Here is a 15435-nt window from a genome sequence, read left to right on the forward strand (position 1 = left end):
GCTCCCTTAGACCCGAACCATCACGACTGGCCCGCCTGCGGCGTCCAGTCCTTGGAAGGCGTCATGTCCAGCGCCGCCATCTGCAGGATTTCGCAACACAGGTCCTCATAGCTCATGCCCACCGCCTTGGCCGCCATCGGCACCAGCGAGTGACCGGTCATGCCGGGCGAGGTGTTGATTTCCAGCAGATAGGGTTCGGCCTTGCCATCGGTTTCGCGCAGCATGAAATCGACGCGGCTCCAGCCACGGCAACCCAGCGCATTGAAAGCCTGTACCGCCAGATCACGCAGATGGCGCGTCAGTTCCTCGTCAAGCGGGGCCGGACACAAATATTTCGTATCGTCGGTGAAATACTTGTTCTGGTAATCATAGTTACCCTCCGGTGCGCGGATCTCGATGACCGGCAAGGCACGCGCCTCGCGGCCCGTTCCCAGCACCGGCACGGTCAGCTCGCGACCACGGATGAATTCCTCGGCCAGCACCACGCTGTCGTAGCGGGCGCACAGGTCGAAGCCTTCCTGCATGTCCGAATAGCCGTTGACCTTGGCGATGCCGATGGTCGAGCCTTCGTGCGGCGCCTTGAGCATCAACGGCAGGCCCAGTTCGTCCGGTACCAGGCGCAGCTGCTCGCGGCCGGTGGCCTTGGCGTCCAGCGTCAGGAAGCGCGGCGTGGGCAGGCCGTGCGAGAGCCAGATGCGCTTGGTCATGACCTTGTCCATGGCAATGCTGGAAGCCATCACGCCGGGGCCGGTATAGGGCAGGCCCATCTGTTCCAGCGCACCCTGCAGCGTGCCGTCTTCGCCATAGCGGCCATGCAGGGCGATGAAGACGCGGTCGAACTTCTCGGCCTGCAGTTCGCCCAGCGAGCGCACGGCAGGGTCGAAGGGATGCGCATCCACGCCCTTGCTGCGCAAGGCTTGCAGCACGCCATTGCCCGACATCATCGACACTTCACGTTCGGCCGAACGACCGCCGAAGAGCACGCCGACGCGGCCGAAGGCCTTGATCTGGTCCTGGCTGATCATGCGGCCCCCTGTTCATTGTTGCCACCGGCCTGCGCCACCAGGCGGCCCGGCACGGCGGAAATCGATCCCGCGCCCATGGTCATGACCACGTCGCCGTCGCGCACCACGTTGCGGATGGTCTCGGGCATGTCGCCGATGTCGGCGACGAACACCGGCTCGACCTTGCCGGCAGCACGCAGCGCATGCGCCAGCGAACGGCCGTCGGCGGCCACGATGGGTGCTTCACCGGCCGAATACACCTCACCCAGCACCAGCACATCCGGCGAGGACAGCACCTTGACGAAGTCCTCGAACAGGTCGCGCGTGCGGGTATAGCGATGCGGCTGGAAGGCCAGCACCAGGCGGCGGCCCGGATAGGCGCCACGGGCGGCGGCGATGGTGGCAGCGGTCTCGACCGGATGGTGACCGTAGTCGTCTACCAGCGTGAAGTGGCCGGCCGGCTTGCCCTGGGCATCGGTGATCGGCACTTCGCCGTAGCGGGTGAAGCGGCGACCGACACCATTGAATTCGGTCAGCGCCTTCTGGGTGGCGGCGTCGTCCACGTCCAGCTCGCGCGCAATGGCGATGGCGGCGCAGGCGTTCTGCACGTTGTGCATGCCGGGCTGGTTCAGGCTCACCTGCATGGGGGCGTAGCCGTCCTGGATCACGGTGAACTCCATCTTGCCGTCCACCGCCTTGGCGTCGATGGCGCGCACGTCGGCATCGTCATGGAAACCGTAGGTGAGGATGGGCTTGGACACCATCGGCATGATCTCGCGCACATGCGGATCATCCAGGCACAGCACGGCCACGCCGTAGAACGGCAGGCGCTGGGTGAATTCGACGAAGGCCTGCTTCAGACGCGCGAAGTCATGGTTGTAGGTCTCCATGTGATCGGCGTCGATGTTGGTGATCACCTCGATGACCGGCATCAGGTTCAGGAACGAGGCATCGGACTCGTCGGCTTCGGCCACGATGAATTCGCCGGTCCCCAGTTTGGCGTTGGCGCCGGCGCTGGTGAGGCGGCCACCGATGACGAAGGTCGGGTCCAGCCCACCCTGCGCCAGCACGCTGGCCACCAGGCTGGTGGTGGTGGTCTTGCCGTGGGTGCCGGCGATGGCGATGCCCTTCTTCAGGCGCATCAGCTCGCCCAGCATCACCGCACGCGGCACGATGGGGATGTGTTTCTTGCGCGCTGCCAGCACTTCCGGATTGTCGCCCTTGACGGCGGTGGAGGTGACGATGGCGTCGGCGCCCTCGATGTTCTCGGCCGCATGGCCGTAGCGGATGCAGGCACCCAGTTGCGCCAGGCGCTGGGTGGCGGCGTTGCTGCCCAGATCGGAGCCGGAGACGCCATAGCCCAGGTTCAGCAGAACCTCGGCGATGCCGCTCATCCCGGAGCCGCCGATACCGACGAAGTGGATGTTCTTGACGCGATGCTTCATGGTGTTACCAGTCCTTCCAGCACGCGCGCGATTGCCTCATTGGCATCGCGCCGGCCTTGTTCGTATGCCGCCTGCGCCATTTCATGGCATGCAGCGCGGTCCAGTTTCTGCAGCAAACCGGCCAGGTGTTCCGGCGTCAGTTCGCGTTGTGGCAGGTGGATCGCCGCCTTGTTGGCGGCCATCCACCTGGCGTTGTCGATCTGGTGCGAGGTCGTCGAGACCGCCAGCGGTACCAGCACGCTGGCCACGCCAGCAGCGGTCAGCTCGGAGACCGTGATCGCGCCGGCGCGGCAGATCACCAGATCGGCCTCGGCGTAGCGACGCGGCATGTCGTCGATGAAATCGAGCACCTCGGCCTGTACGCCGGCGGCTTCATAGGCCGCGCGCAGCGCGACGATATGCTGCTTGCCTGACTGGTGCGTGACTTGCGGGCGCAATTCGACAGGCAGCCGGGCCAGCGCGGCAGGCACGTTGTCGTTCAGCACCTTGGCGCCCAGGCTGCCGCCCACCACCAGGATCTTCAGCGGGCCGGTGCGCGCGGCGTAACGCTGGCCCGGTTGCGGCAGGGCGATGATTTCCTTGCGCACCGGATTGCCGGTGACCTCGGCCTTGCCGGCCGCCCGGCCGAAATCGGCGGGGAAGCCGAACAGGACCTTGTCGGCCAGCGGCGTCAAGGTCTTGTTGGACAGCAGCAGCGCCGCGTCGGCATTGACCAGCACCAGCGGCTTGCCGCGCAGGCGCGCCATGGCGCCACCAGGTACGGTGACATAGCCGCCCATGCCCAGCACCACGTCCGGGCGACGCTGGCCGAGGATGCTGAAGCAACGCAAGAAGCTGGCCGCCAGGCACCACACGCCCTTGACCGTATGCATCAGGCCCTTGCCGCGCAGACCGGCGAAGACGATGCTGTCCATCTCCACGCCATGGCGCGGCACCAGCTCGCGCTCCATGCCGTGGGTGGTACCCAGCCAGGACACCTGCCAGCCACGCGCACGCATGGTCTCGGCAATGGCCAGGCCGGGGAAGATATGACCACCGGTCCCGGCCGCCATGATCAGCAGCTTGCGCGGCGCGTTCATAGGCGACCTCCGCGCATCAGGACCCGGTTTTCGTAATCGATGCGCAACAGGATGGCCAGGCCCACGCAGTTCAACAGCACGCCCGATCCACCGTAGCTCATCAGCGGCAGCGTCAGGCCCTTGGTGGGCAAGAGACCCAGGTTCACACCCATGTTGATGAAGGCCTGCACACCCAGCCAGATGCCGATGCCCTTGGCCACCAGGCCGGCAAAGGTCAGGTCCAGCGCGATGGCCTGGCGGCCGATCTCGAAGGCGTGCTTGACCAGCCAGTAGAACAGCAGCACCACCACCAGCACACCGACGAAACCGAGTTCCTCGCCGATCACGGCCAGCAGGAAGTCGGTATGCGCCTCCGGCAGGTAATGCAATTTTTCCACGCTGCTGCCCAGGCCCACGCCGAACAGCTCGCCCCGCCCGAAGGCGATCAGCGAGTGCGACAGCTGGTAGGCCTTGCCCAGCGCATTTTCTTCTTCCCACGGGTTCAGGTAGGCGAAGATACGCTCGCGCCGCCAGGGCGAAGTCACGATCACCAGCGAGAACACGCCCACCAGCGTGGCACCGATGCCGCCGAACCAGACGCCATTGATACCGCCCAGGAACAGGATGCCCATGGCGATGCAGACGATCACGCCGAACGCCCCCAGGTCCGGCTCCAGCAGCAGCAACAGGCCCACCAGGCCGACGGCCGCGGCCATCGGGAAGAAGCCCTTGACCAGCTTGTGCATCACCGCCTGCTTGCGCACCGTGTAGTCGGCCGCATACAGGACGATGAACAACTTCATCAGCTCGGAAGGCTGCAGGTTGATGATCTTCAGCGAGAGCCAGCGCTTGGCGCCGTTGACACCCTTGCCCACACCGGGCACCAGCACCATCAGCAGCAGGATCAGGGTGATGCCGAACAGATAAGGCGCCCACTTCTGCCAGGTCTCGATGCGCACGCGGAAGGCCAGCGCGCCAGCAATGATGGAGACCACGATGAAGATCGCCTGGCGCATCAGGAAATGGTAATTCGAGTACGAGGCGTACTTGGGCGAATCGGGCAAGGCCACCGAGGCCGAGTACACCATCACCATGCCGAACAGCATCAGCAGCAAGACCACCCAGATCAGCGGCTGGTCGTATTCCATCATGCGCGAGCGTTGCTCCAGACCGATGCTGCCCGATGCACTGCCGCGACCGGCCCGGACCCGGCCGGCGGCCGCCGGTGCAGCCTCCTTGAGGCCACCCAGCAAACTGCGCATCGATGACAGGTTCAGTTTCATGCCAGTACCTCGCCGCGCGAGAGCGCCAACTCACGCACCGCGTCCACGAAGACCTCGGCGCGATGGGCGTAATTGCGGAACATGTCCAGGCTGGCGCAGGCCGGCGACAGCAGTACGATGTCACCGGCGCGCGCGATCTCGCCGGCTTTTTCGACGGCGGCTTCCAGGCTGGCGCAGTCGATCAGTTCGACACCGCTGTCGGCCAGCGCAGCGCGGATGGCGGGAGCGTCACGACCGATCAGCAGCACGGCGCGGGCATATTTCTGTACCGGCAGGTCCAGCGGCGAGAAGTCCTGGCCCTTGCCGTCGCCACCGGCAATCAACACGATGCGGTTCGGACGACCGCCCAGGCCCAGGCCGTTCAGGGCCGCCACGGTGGCGCCGACATTGGTGCCCTTGCTGTCGTCGTAATAATCCACTTCCTGGATCACGCCGACCAGCTCCACCCGGTGCGGCTCGCCGGTGTAGTCGCGCAGGCCGTGCAGCAGCGGCGCCATCGGCAGGTCGATGGCGCGGCACAGGGCCAGCGCGGCCAGGGCATTCATGGCGTTGTGGGCACCGCGGATCTTGAGGGCATCGGCGGGCATCAGGCGCTTCAGGGTGACCGGGGGCGGCAGCATGTCCTTCTGCTTGCGACGACGCTTGCCTTCCGGCACCTCGTCGTCCTCATGCACGAAGGCATTGGCCAGCCACAGCATGCCGTTGTCGTTGACCAGGCCGAAGCTATTGGGCGCGGTCGGCTCGTCCAGACCGAAGGTCGACAGCGGCGCGGCGCCGGAGGCCATCTCCATCACCAGCGCATCGTCGCGATTGAGTACGCGCACAGTATCTTGGCCAAAGATACGGGCCTTGTCGGCGGCATAGTTTTCCATGCTGCCGTGCCAGTCCAGATGGTCCTGGGTCAGGTTCAGCACGGTGGCCGCATGCGGCTGCAGGCTGTGCGTGGTATGCAACTGGAAGCTGGACAGCTCCAGCACCCAGGCCTGCGGCAGGCTGCCACGGTAGGTCGGTTCCGGGGGCGGCGGCGGCGGGACTTCCACCAGCGCATCTTCCTCGGCCTTGCGGGAGACTTCCATGAAGTCGCCCAGGTTCATGGCTTCGCCGGTCGTGGCGGGCATATCGGGATCGGCCTGCGGCACGACGTCGGAGGCCACTTCCAGGGTGGCGGCGACGGCGGGGTCAACTGCTTCTGCAGCGACCGGCGTTTCGTCCAGCTCAGCGTTTTCTGGGGCTGCGGTCGCCTCAATGGTCTCAGTGGCCTCAGTCATCTCAGCAGCAGGCAGGTCTGTTTCGACAGCCTCGTGCGGCTGTTGCATCGGCCCGGTCGCTTCGCCGTCGTCAGCCGTTGCCAGCAGATCCAGCTGCGGGGCAGCGGGTGCATCAGTCGACAGCTCAGCAGACGAATCAGTGGACGAATCAACCGGCAGATCGGCCCGCAGCACCGGCACGGCAATCGCTGCCGCCTCTTCGATGCGGGCGGCGGCGCGGCGATGCTTTTCGGCATCGGCCGCCTGCTGGGCATCCAGCACGGCCTGCTGCGCGGCTTGCGCCTCGGCTTCGGCCTGCGCCTGGGCTGCGGCGATCGCATCCTGCTCGGCCAGTTCGGCCAGGAAGACCTTGTCCCGGATCACCGCTTCGCGCAACACATCCAGCGCGGCCGGGCTGATGTTGCCGGCCACTTGCACCGACAGGCCGGCACGCTGGCACAGCAGGCCGGTCAGGCGCGTCACCGTGGTCTTGCCGTTGGTGCCGGTGATGGCCAGGACCTTGGGCTGGTACAGCGTTTCTTCACGCAAGGCGGCCAGCGCCTGCGCGAACAGTTCGATCTCGCCCCACAACGGCAGGCCACGCTCGGCGATGGCTGGCATCAAGGGCGCCAGTTCGCCATCGGGGGCCAGGCCCGGGCTGACGGCGACGAAGTCCACGCCCTCCAGCAGGGACGGCGACAAGGGCTGGCCCAGTTCGGCCTGGGCCTCGGGCGCATCACCGCGCAGGGCGGCCAGGCGTTCGGCCAGGGCCGCTTCGCCACGGGTATCGGCCACGCGCACGCTGGCGCCGCAGTAGACCAGCCACCGCGCCATTGCCAGGCCGGACTCACCGAGTCCGAGCACCAGAACGTGTTTGCCCGAGTAATTCATCGTTGTTTCCAAACTCACTTCTCTAGAACCTGCTTGCTACAAAGGCGCCCCTGACATGGTCGGCAAGGGGCGCCGTGTTTTCTTTCCTGCTGCGAAGTCAAAACAAGCTCAACGCAGCTTCAGCGTCGACAACCCCACCAGGACCAGCATCATGGTGATGATCCAGAAACGGACCACCACCTGGGTTTCCTTCCAGCCCTTCTGCTCGTAGTGATGGTGCAGCGGCGCCATCAGGAGTACGCGGCGACCGGTACCGAAACGCTTCTTCGTATATTTGAAATAGGCCACCTGGATCATCACCGACAGGGTCTCCACCACGAAGATGCCGCCCATGATGAAGAGCACGATTTCCTGGCGCACGATCACGGCGATGGTGCCCAGCGCGCCGCCCAGCGCCAGCGCGCCGACGTCACCCATGAACACCTGCGCCGGGTAGGCGTTGTACCAGAGGAAGGCCAGGCCCGCGCCGCCCATGGCGCCGCAGAAGATCAGCAGTTCGCCGGCGCCCGGGATGTGCGGGATGAACAGGTATTTGGCGTAGCTGGCATTGCCGGTCAGGTAGGCAAACAGGCCCAGCGCGGCGCCCACCAGTACGGTGGGCATGATGGCCAGGCCATCCAGGCCGTCGGTCAGGTTGACGGCATTGCTGGTACCGACGATGACGAAATAGGTCAGCGCGATGAAGCCCCACACACCCAGCGGATAGGTGACCGTCTTGAAGAACGGCACGATCAGGTCGGCCTTGGGCGGCAGATCCAGGCTGAAGCCGGAACGCACCCACGCCACGAACAGGTCGAAGACCTTCATGTTGCTCACTTCCGAGACCGAGAAGGCCAGGTAGAACGCTGCCACCAGGCCGATCAGCGACTGCCAGAAATACTTTTCGCGCGAGCGCATGCCCTGCGGGTCGCGATAGACCACCTTGCGATAGTCATCAACCCAGCCGACGGCGCCGAAACCGAGCGTGACGATCAGCACGATCCAGACGAAACGGTTGGACAGGTCGGCCCACAGCAGGGTGGAAACGCCGATGCCGATCAGGATCAGCACGCCGCCCATGGTGGGGGTGCCGGACTTGATCAGGTGGGTCTGGGGACCATCGGTGCGCACCGCCTGGCCGACCTTCATGCGGGTCAGCATGCGGATCACGGCCGGGCCTGCGATCATGCCGATCAACAACGCCGTCAGCGTGGCGAACACCGCGCGGAAGGTGATGAAGTTGAACAGGCGCAGAAAGCCGAAATCCTGTTGAAAATTCTGTGCGAGCCAGACCAGCATGCTAATGGGTCTCCTGTTGATGTTGCGTGTTGGATTCAACGTTGACCAGATGCTGTACAACTCGCTCCATCTTCATGAAGCGTGAACCTTTTACCAAAACGGTCGCACCATGCGGTGCGGCCTGCTCCACCGCCGCATTGAGGGCAGCGATATCGTCGAAATGCCTTGCCTGTGCGCCGAAGGCCGCGACGGCGTGCCTGCTCAGTTCGCCCAACGCGAAGAACAGCGGGATGCCGCGGCTGCGTGCATAGGCGCCGATCTCGGCGTGGAATTGCGGCCCCTGGTCGCCGACCTCGCCCATGTCGCCCAGCACCAGCACGCGGGGGCCGCTGATGGCGGCCAGCACGTCGATGGCGGCGCGCACCGAATCGGGGTTGGCGTTGTAGGTGTCGTCGATCACCAGGGCGCCGCTGACGGCCTGCTTGCGTTGCAGGCGGCCATTGACCGGGGCAAAGCTTTCCAACCCGCGCACCACGGCCTCGACCGCGATGCCGGCGCCCAGCGCGCAGGCGGCGGCGGCCAGCGCATTGCGCACGTTGTGTTCGCCCACGGCGGCCAGTTCGACCTTGAACTGCGCCGGCGGCACTGCCAGCCCCTTGACGTTGACCTGCAAGGTGCTGCCGAACACGCCAGCCTGATAGGTGGCGCTGACATCGGCTTGCGGCGTCAGGCCGAAGCTCAGCACGCGCCGCGTGCCGGTCTCTTCGCGCCAGAGGGCGGTGAAGTCGTCGTCGGCCGGGAACACCGCCACGCCATCGGCCGGCAGGTGGCGGATCACGGCGCCATTTTCACGCGCCACCGCTTCCACGCTGGCCATGAATTCCTGGTGCTCGCGCTGGGCATTGTTGACCAGGCCCAGCGTGGGCGCAGCGATGCGTGACAGCACCGCGATCTCGCCCGGATGGTTCATGCCCATCTCGATGACGGCCGCCTGATGCTGCTCGCGCAGGCGGAACAGGGTCAGCGGCACGCCGATCTCGTTATTGAAGTTGCCACGCGTGCCGAGGTAGCCGTCTTCGCCAAAGGCGGCGGCGAGGATGGCCGCGATCATTTCCTTGACGGTCGTCTTGCCATTACTGCCGGTCACGCCGATCACCGGGATCGGGTGCCGTACCCGCCAGCCATGGGCGATCTGACCCAGGGCGGCGCGACTGTCGGGGACCACGATGGCGGGCAGTGCAAAACCGGGCGGCACACGTTCGGCCACCACGGCGGCGGCGCCCTGGGCAGCCACGGCATCGAGGAAATCATGCGCATCGAAACGCTCGCCGCGCAGTGCGACGAAGACATTGCCGGGCTTGACCGCCCGGCTGTCGGTGACGACGTCGTTGAGAATCAGCTCACCGGCCGGCGCATTGACCACGCCAGGTACGGTGTGGTCCGAGGCCGCCGCCTCGGCGGTGCGAATCCATTCCAGCATCTGCTTGAAGTCGAACCGCATCATGCGCCCCCCATCATGGTGGAGCGCGCAGCCAGCGCCAGGGCGACGTGGTCGGCATCGAGGAAGGGCAACTTCTTGCCGGCGATTTCCTGGTAGGCCTCATGGCCCTTGCCGGCCAGCAGCACCACATCGGCGCGGGTGGCGTGGCGGATGGCCCACAGGATGGCACCGGCGCGATCGGCCAGGACCACCGGTTCCACGCGACTCATGCCGGCGCGGATCTGTTCGATGATGGCTTGCGGGTCTTCGCTGCGCGGATTGTCGCTGGTCAGCACCACGTGGTCGGCCTGCTCGGCGATCTGGCCCATCTGCGGGCGCTTGCCCGGATCGCGGTCGCCCCCGCAGCCGAACACGCACCACAGCTGGCCGCCGCGCTGGGTCGCGACCTGGCGCAGCGCGGACAGGGTCTTGTCCAGCGCATCGGGGGTATGCGCGTAATCGATCACGATCAGCGGCACGTCCGGTCCACCGAACTGCTGCATGCGGCCGGGCGCGGGCGTCAGGGCGGCAGCGGCCGCCACGACGGCGTCCCAGGCGAGTCCCTGGCTCAACAGCACGCCCATGATGCCCAGCACATTGCTGACATTGAAGCGGCCCACCAGCTGGGTCTTGACCTGGCCGCTGCCGAAGGGCGAATCGACATGGAACACGGTACCGGCATGGCTGCTGCGCAACTGGCTGGCGCGCAGCGTGGGGATGCCGGCCGCCTGGACGTCAGCCTCTTCGGCCAGCGCGTAGCCGATCACCGGCACCTGGCGACCCGCCAGCAAGGGCAGCAGGCGCAGGCCCATGGGATCGTCCAGATTGAGCACGGCGTGCTTCAGGCCGGGCCACTGGAACAACTTGCGCTTGGCGTCTTCGTAGGTCTGCATGTCACCGTGGAAATCCAGGTGATCACGCGTGAAATTGGTAAACAGGGCGACATCCACATGCATGCCGTTCATGCGCCCTTGTGCCAACCCGATCGAGGAAGCCTCGATGGCCAGCGCGGTGACGCGCCCCTGGGCCAGCCGGGACAGGCTGCGCTGCAGCAGCACGGCGTCCGGGGTGGTGTAGCCGGTCACATCAAACCCCTGCTGCTTGCCACCGACGAAGCTGCCCACGCCCAGGGTGCCGATCACGCCGGCATTGCTGATGCCCGGCAGGCGCGACAGGGCAGTACCCAGCCACCAGGAGCAGGAGGTCTTGCCATTGGTCCCGGTGACGGCCACGGTCAGCATGCCCTGGTCGGGCTGCCCATACCAGGCGGCAGCGATCTCGCCGGCACGCGCCTTGAGGTCGGGCACGGCTAGGTGCGGTTCGTCGATCTCTTGCGGCCAGGTGTAGCCCTCGGCTTCATAGACGACCGCAGCGGCACCGCGTTCGACGGCGTCGGCAATGTAGGAGCGACCGTCGGCATCACCCACGTAGGCGAAGAAGATATCGCCCGGCGCCACGCGGCGCGAGTCCGAAGTCAGTTGCGCAGCAGGCGCTACCTGGCGCAGCCAGGCGAGTATGTCTTGCAGGCTCAGAACGCGCTTGGACATTACATACTCTCCTCAAGCGGTTCTTTGGGAATGATGATGTTGGTCACGCTGGAGTCCGGCGGCACGTTCAATGCACGCAAGGCATTGGCGGCCACGTTGGCGAACACCGGGCCGGCCACCGGGCCGCCGAAGTGCTGACCTTGCGGCTCGTCGATCATGACCGAGATGATCAGGCGCGGGTCCGACATGGGGGCAATGCCCGAGAAGGACGCCACATACTTGCGCACGTACTTGCCGCCTTCGATCTTGTAGGCGGTACCGGTCTTGCCACCCACGCGATAGCCCGGCACCTGGGCCTGGGGCGCGGTGCCACCGGGAGCGACCACGGTTTCCAGCATGCGGCGCATCTGCAGGGCGGTATCGGCCGAGATCACGCGCTGGCCGATGGGCGAGTCGGTGACCTTGGTGAAGGACAGCGGGATGATGTCGCCATTGCGGGCGAAGATCAGGTAGGCATGCGCCAGCTGGATCAGCGATACCGAGATACCGTGGCCATAGCTCATGGTGGCCTGTTCGATCGGACGCCAGGACTTGTACGGGCGCACACGGCCCGCCACGGCGCCCGGGAAGCCGAACTTGGGCTGCTGGCCGAAACCGACCGTGGTGAACATTTCCCACATCTCTTCGGGCGGCATGCCCAGGGCGATCTTGGCGGTACCGATGTTGGACGATTTCTCGATGATCTGGGCCACCGTCAGCGGGCCGTGGGCATGCGAGTCGCCGATGGTGGCCGTGCCGATGGTCATCTTGCCGGGCGCGGTCTGGAACACGGTGGAGGGCGTGACACGATGGGTGTCCAGCGCCAGTGCCACCGTGAACGGCTTGAGCGTCGAGCCCGGTTCGAAGGTGTCGGTCACCACGCGGTTGCGCAGCTGCGCGCCGGTCAGTACCGAGCGGTCGTTGGGGTTGTAGGTGGGCAGGTTGGCCAGCGCCAGCACCTCGCCGGTCTTGGCATCGACCACGATGATGCCACCGGCCTTGGCCTTGAACTTCTCCACCGCTTCCTTCAGCTGGGTGAAGGCGATGTACTGGATCTTGCTGTCGATGGACAGGGTCAGGTCGCGACCATCATGCGGTTCGCGGATGGATTCGATGTCTTCCACCACGCGGCCCAGGCGATCCTTGATGACGCGGCGACTGCCGGTCATACCGGCCAGCGTCTTCTGGGCGGCCAGTTCCATGCCGTCCTGCCCGGCATCCTCGATGTTGGTGAAGCCGACCACGTGCGCCATCACCTCGCCCTCGGGATAGAAGCGCTTGTATTCCTTGCGGGTCTCCACGCCCGGGATGCCCAGCTTGACGATCTTGTCGGCGGTATCCTGCTCGACCTGGCGCTTCAGATAGACGAAGCTGCGATCCGAATCCAGCTTCTTGCGCAGCTCGGCGTCGCTCATCTCCAGCAGCTTGGCCAGTTGCACCAGCTTGTCCTTGGGCGCGGCCTGCACATCATCAGGAATGGCCCAGATCGCCTTGACCGGTACCGACGAGGCCAGCACCTGGCCATTGCGGTCGGTGATCTTGCCGCGCGTGGCCGGCAGCTCCAGAGTACGGGCATAGCGCGAAGCGCCCTGCTTCTGCAGGAAGTCGGTAGACACGCCCTGCAGCCACAAGGCCCGCACGATCAGGGCGACAAAGGCCACGAACAGCACGAACAGCACGAAGCGCGAGCGCCAGGCCGGCAACTTGACCTGCAGGATGGGGTTGGACGAGAAGGCCACGCCCTTGGAAGCCGCCACGCGGCTGCCTGCCAGGTTGGGACGCGGAGGCATCTTGGTCATTGCGCCCCCACGGTGAGGTATTGGGTGCGGGCGGCGGTGACCGGCATCATGTTCAGGTCACGCCGGGCCAGTTCCTCGATGCGGGCGTTCTTGCCCAGGGTGGACTGGTCCAGTTGCAATTGCGCCCAGTCGACATCCAGCTGGCGGGCCGCGCTCTGGGCGCGCTCCAGCTCGATGAACAGGCTGCGTGCCTTGTACTGGGCGCTCACCACCGACAGCGCGCACGCCACCAGCAGGGCGGTCAGCGGCACGCACAGGCGGCCGGTCACGCAGCCACTCCAGCGGCAGGCGCCACGATCAGCTCCAGGCCGCGCATCACAGCCGAGCGGGCACGTGGGTTGGACGCCACTTCCGCCGTACTGGGCATGACCCGCGGCAACAGTCGCGCCGGTGCCTGCGGCAGGTCAATCGCACGAATCGGCAGGCGGCGGTCGGGCTGCGGTGCATGGGCCTTGGATGCCATGAACTGCTTGACGATGCGATCTTCCAGCGAGTGAAAGCTGATCACGACCAATCTCCCGTGCTGCGCCATCTGACGGAACGCCTTCTCCAGTCCTACCTCGAGTTCTTCAAGCTCTTGATTGACGAAAATCCGTACAGCCTGAAATGTACGAGTGGCCGGGTCTTTGCCTTTCTCGCGGGTTTTGACGGCTTGTGCCACGAGCGCGGCAAGCTGTCGTGTGCTTGAAATTGGCTGGACTGCCCGGCCAGCAACAATCTTCTTTGCAATCTGAAGAGCAAACCGTTCTTCCCCATAATCACGTATCACCTTTGCAATCTGCTGTTCGTCTGCCGTTGCCAGCCATTCCGCTGCCGACACGCCACGGGTGGTGTCCATGCGCATGTCCAGCGGGCCATCCAAGCGAAAACTGAAGCCGCGCGCGGCGTCATCCACCTGCGGCGACGAAATACCCAAGTCCATCAACACCCCGTCGACCTGCGCAATGCCGCGTGCGGCAAGCGCCTCGTCCATGGTCGCGAAGCTGTCGTGCACGATCTCGAACCGTGCATCGTCGATCTTCTGCGCCGTGGCGATGGCCAACGGGTCCTTATCAAATGCGATCAAACGGCCCTGCGGACCCAACCTGGACAGGATGGCGCGGCTGTGACCGCCACGACCGAAGGTACCGTCCAGATAAACGCCATTGGCGCGCTCGCCCTCGATGGCCAGCGCGTCCACGGCTTCTTCCAACAGCACGGTGCGGTGCTGCAGCTCGGGCACCGGTTGCAGATTCATCTTGTCCGGCCGTCAGAAGGAAAAATTACTCAACACATCCGGCATGCCACCCGCTACAGCTTCGGCTTCACTTTCAGCCAGCTTGACGGCATCCCAGATTTCGAAATGGCTACCCATGCCCAGCAACATCACGTCGCGCTGCAAGCCAACGGCGGCGCGCAACTCCGGCGCGATCAGGATGCGGCCGGCACTGTCGAGCTCCACATCCTGGGCATTGCCCAGGAAGATGCGCTGCCAGGCACGGGCCGACATCGGCCAGTTGGCGATCTGCTCGCGATGCGTCTCCCAGGTCGGACGCGGGAAGAACAGCAGGCAACCATGCGGATGGCGCGTCACGGTGGCACGGCCCTCGCACTGCACAATCAGGGCGTCACGATGCTTGGCCGGAATGGTCATCCGGCCTTTGGCATCGAGATTGAGTGCTGACGCGCCCTGAAACACTGTTTTTTCCTTCGACTCTGGCGAGTGAGATTGCTGATCGGGTGTCGTGCCATGTCAGGCAAATGCAAATGAAACTGCGAAATGCCCCACAAAAAAACACTTTTTGACACTGCCGCCCACTTTAGAGGATGCACTATTGCAGGTCAAGCGGTATACACAGGGAAAAACTGGAATTTTGCTAATAAAGTCAAAGACTTAGCGCACTTCCTTAAAACAGCGTTTTTAGAAGTTTTTCGAAGAAAATGAAGGACTTAGCATTTACATTGAAGGTGCAACCTGAGCTTTACACATGTGTTTATCGTCAGAATTGCGTAACGGCGCGGATTTGCGCGGCATGGAAGAGCCGGCGTGCGCGATTTCGGGGCGCGCATAGGAAGGCCTCGGGGAGACCTCCTGCATCCCTCCGATTTGCGAGTGCGAAGCAAAGGCGACATGGATTTTGCAGCGCAACTTTAGTTCAAAAAAATCAGGAAAGTTCGCAAAAAGAGAGGCGAGGTGCGATGACAGCACCGGTCAAAGATCGTCCGGCGACAGCAAAAGAAGAAAACCGGACTGTCCAAATGCCCGAAGACCTGGCAGGTTCGAGGCCCGGGGGAGGCAATCTTCATCAAATTCTTCATCAAATGAATGCCCTGACGCGTTTTTGTTTTGACTTCCGCGCCGACCACCTTTTACTATCCGTGTCTTTGGGGAGATCGATGTACCAAAACGGGGCCTCCATGGTCCGTTCCAAGGTGCTGAAAAGCACATCGGTTTTTTTCAATCAAGGTCGGTCAAGACCAGGTCAAATCGGCTGAAAACGCAGA

The 15435-nt window shown here is 64.6% G+C and carries 14 protein-coding genes; 2 read left to right on the forward strand and 12 right to left on the reverse strand.

The features are described 5' to 3' along the window. Positions 1-20 precede the first annotated feature (20 nt). The 12 genes from I5R65_RS12730 to mraZ form a co-directional block, all read right to left on the reverse strand. The gene (locus I5R65_RS12730) at positions 21-1025 is read right to left on the reverse strand and encodes a D-alanine--D-alanine ligase (protein ID WP_180667994.1); all 1005 of its coding nucleotides are present in this window, start codon (positions 1023-1025) and stop codon (positions 21-23) included. Next, entirely contained in the window at positions 1022-2449 is a 1428-nt protein-coding gene (murC, locus tag I5R65_RS12735; RefSeq protein WP_180667996.1) for a UDP-N-acetylmuramate--L-alanine ligase, read from the reverse strand. The genes I5R65_RS12730 and murC overlap by 4 nt, the downstream gene beginning before the upstream one ends. After that, complete coding sequence (gene murG / locus I5R65_RS12740) at positions 2446-3528, reverse strand: undecaprenyldiphospho-muramoylpentapeptide beta-N-acetylglucosaminyltransferase (protein ID WP_180667997.1); 1083 nt, start codon at positions 3526-3528, stop codon at positions 2446-2448. Before murG ends, murC begins: the two co-directional genes overlap by 4 nt. Beyond that, entirely contained in the window at positions 3525-4790 is a 1266-nt protein-coding gene (gene ftsW / locus I5R65_RS12745) for a putative lipid II flippase FtsW (RefSeq protein ID WP_180667999.1), read from the reverse strand. Before ftsW ends, murG begins: the two co-directional genes overlap by 4 nt. Then, on the reverse strand, positions 4787-6928 hold the full coding sequence (murD, locus tag I5R65_RS12750; RefSeq protein ID WP_180668000.1) for a UDP-N-acetylmuramoyl-L-alanine--D-glutamate ligase: 2142 nt from the start codon (positions 6926-6928) through the stop codon (positions 4787-4789). The genes ftsW and murD overlap by 4 nt, the downstream gene beginning before the upstream one ends. Positions 6929-7036: 108 nt before the next feature. After that, positions 7037-8206: a phospho-N-acetylmuramoyl-pentapeptide-transferase gene (gene mraY / locus I5R65_RS12755; RefSeq protein ID WP_180668002.1), complete on the reverse strand. Its 1170-nt coding sequence runs from the start codon at positions 8204-8206 to the stop codon at positions 7037-7039. A 1-nt stretch (position 8207) separates the two neighbouring features. Further along, complete coding sequence (murF, locus tag I5R65_RS12760; protein ID WP_180668004.1) at positions 8208-9650, reverse strand: UDP-N-acetylmuramoyl-tripeptide--D-alanyl-D-alanine ligase; 1443 nt, start codon at positions 9648-9650, stop codon at positions 8208-8210. Next, complete coding sequence (locus I5R65_RS12765) at positions 9647-11173, reverse strand: UDP-N-acetylmuramoyl-L-alanyl-D-glutamate--2,6-diaminopimelate ligase (protein WP_180668005.1); 1527 nt, start codon at positions 11171-11173, stop codon at positions 9647-9649. The genes murF and I5R65_RS12765 overlap by 4 nt, the downstream gene beginning before the upstream one ends. Further along, entirely contained in the window at positions 11173-12951 is a 1779-nt protein-coding gene (locus tag I5R65_RS12770; RefSeq protein WP_180668007.1) for a penicillin-binding protein 2, read from the reverse strand. The genes I5R65_RS12765 and I5R65_RS12770 overlap by 1 nt, the downstream gene beginning before the upstream one ends. Continuing rightward, positions 12948-13220, reverse strand: coding sequence for a cell division protein FtsL (gene ftsL, locus I5R65_RS12775; protein ID WP_180668008.1), 273 nt, complete (start codon positions 13218-13220; stop codon positions 12948-12950). Before ftsL ends, I5R65_RS12770 begins: the two co-directional genes overlap by 4 nt. Next, positions 13217-14188 (reverse strand): 16S rRNA (cytosine(1402)-N(4))-methyltransferase RsmH, encoded by a 972-nt coding sequence (gene rsmH / locus I5R65_RS12780; protein ID WP_180668010.1) that lies wholly within the window; start codon positions 14186-14188, stop codon positions 13217-13219. The genes ftsL and rsmH overlap by 4 nt, the downstream gene beginning before the upstream one ends. 12 nt (positions 14189-14200) lie before the next feature. Then, positions 14201-14629, reverse strand: a complete 429-nt coding sequence (gene mraZ / locus I5R65_RS12785) for a division/cell wall cluster transcriptional repressor MraZ (protein WP_006465511.1) — start codon at positions 14627-14629, stop codon at positions 14201-14203. Positions 14630-14710: 81 nt separating this feature from the next. On the opposite strand from mraZ, the gene I5R65_RS12790 reads away from it, so the two are divergent. After that, entirely contained in the window at positions 14711-14875 is a 165-nt protein-coding gene (locus tag I5R65_RS12790; RefSeq protein WP_180668012.1) for a hypothetical protein, read from the forward strand. Positions 14876-15129: 254 nt separating this feature from the next. Continuing rightward, the gene (locus tag I5R65_RS12795) at positions 15130-15426 is read left to right on the forward strand and encodes a hypothetical protein (RefSeq protein WP_180668013.1); all 297 of its coding nucleotides are present in this window, start codon (positions 15130-15132) and stop codon (positions 15424-15426) included. Positions 15427-15435: the final 9 nt, after the last annotated feature.

Source organism: Herbaspirillum sp. AP02 (assembly GCF_015767275.1).
Taxonomy (GTDB): Bacteria; Pseudomonadota; Gammaproteobacteria; order Burkholderiales; family Burkholderiaceae_D; genus Herbaspirillum.

Excerpts from the sequence above, each read along its gene's own strand:
- I5R65_RS12730 (WP_180667994.1), bottom strand. The coding sequence starts at position 1,025 with ATGATCAGCCAGGACCAGATCAAGGCCTTCGGCCGCGTCGGCGTGCTC.
- murC (WP_180667996.1), bottom strand. The coding sequence starts at position 2,449 with ATGAAGCATCGCGTCAAGAACATCCACTTCGTCGGTATCGGCGGCTCC.
- murG (WP_180667997.1), bottom strand. The coding sequence starts at position 3,528 with ATGAACGCGCCGCGCAAGCTGCTGATCATGGCGGCCGGGACCGGTGGT.
- ftsW (WP_180667999.1), bottom strand. The coding sequence starts at position 4,790 with ATGAAACTGAACCTGTCATCGATGCGCAGTTTGCTGGGTGGCCTCAAG.
- murD (WP_180668000.1), bottom strand. The coding sequence starts at position 6,928 with ATGAATTACTCGGGCAAACACGTTCTGGTGCTCGGACTCGGTGAGTCC.
- mraY (WP_180668002.1), bottom strand. The coding sequence starts at position 8,206 with ATGCTGGTCTGGCTCGCACAGAATTTTCAACAGGATTTCGGCTTTCTG.
- murF (WP_180668004.1), bottom strand. The coding sequence starts at position 9,650 with ATGATGCGGTTCGACTTCAAGCAGATGCTGGAATGGATTCGCACCGCC.
- I5R65_RS12765 (WP_180668005.1), bottom strand. The coding sequence starts at position 11,173 with ATGTCCAAGCGCGTTCTGAGCCTGCAAGACATACTCGCCTGGCTGCGC.
- I5R65_RS12770 (WP_180668007.1), bottom strand. The coding sequence starts at position 12,951 with ATGACCAAGATGCCTCCGCGTCCCAACCTGGCAGGCAGCCGCGTGGCG.
- rsmH (WP_180668010.1), bottom strand. The coding sequence starts at position 14,188 with ATGAATCTGCAACCGGTGCCCGAGCTGCAGCACCGCACCGTGCTGTTG.
- I5R65_RS12790 (WP_180668012.1), top strand. The coding sequence starts at position 14,711 with ATGCCCCACAAAAAAACACTTTTTGACACTGCCGCCCACTTTAGAGGA.
- I5R65_RS12795 (WP_180668013.1), top strand. The coding sequence starts at position 15,130 with ATGACAGCACCGGTCAAAGATCGTCCGGCGACAGCAAAAGAAGAAAAC.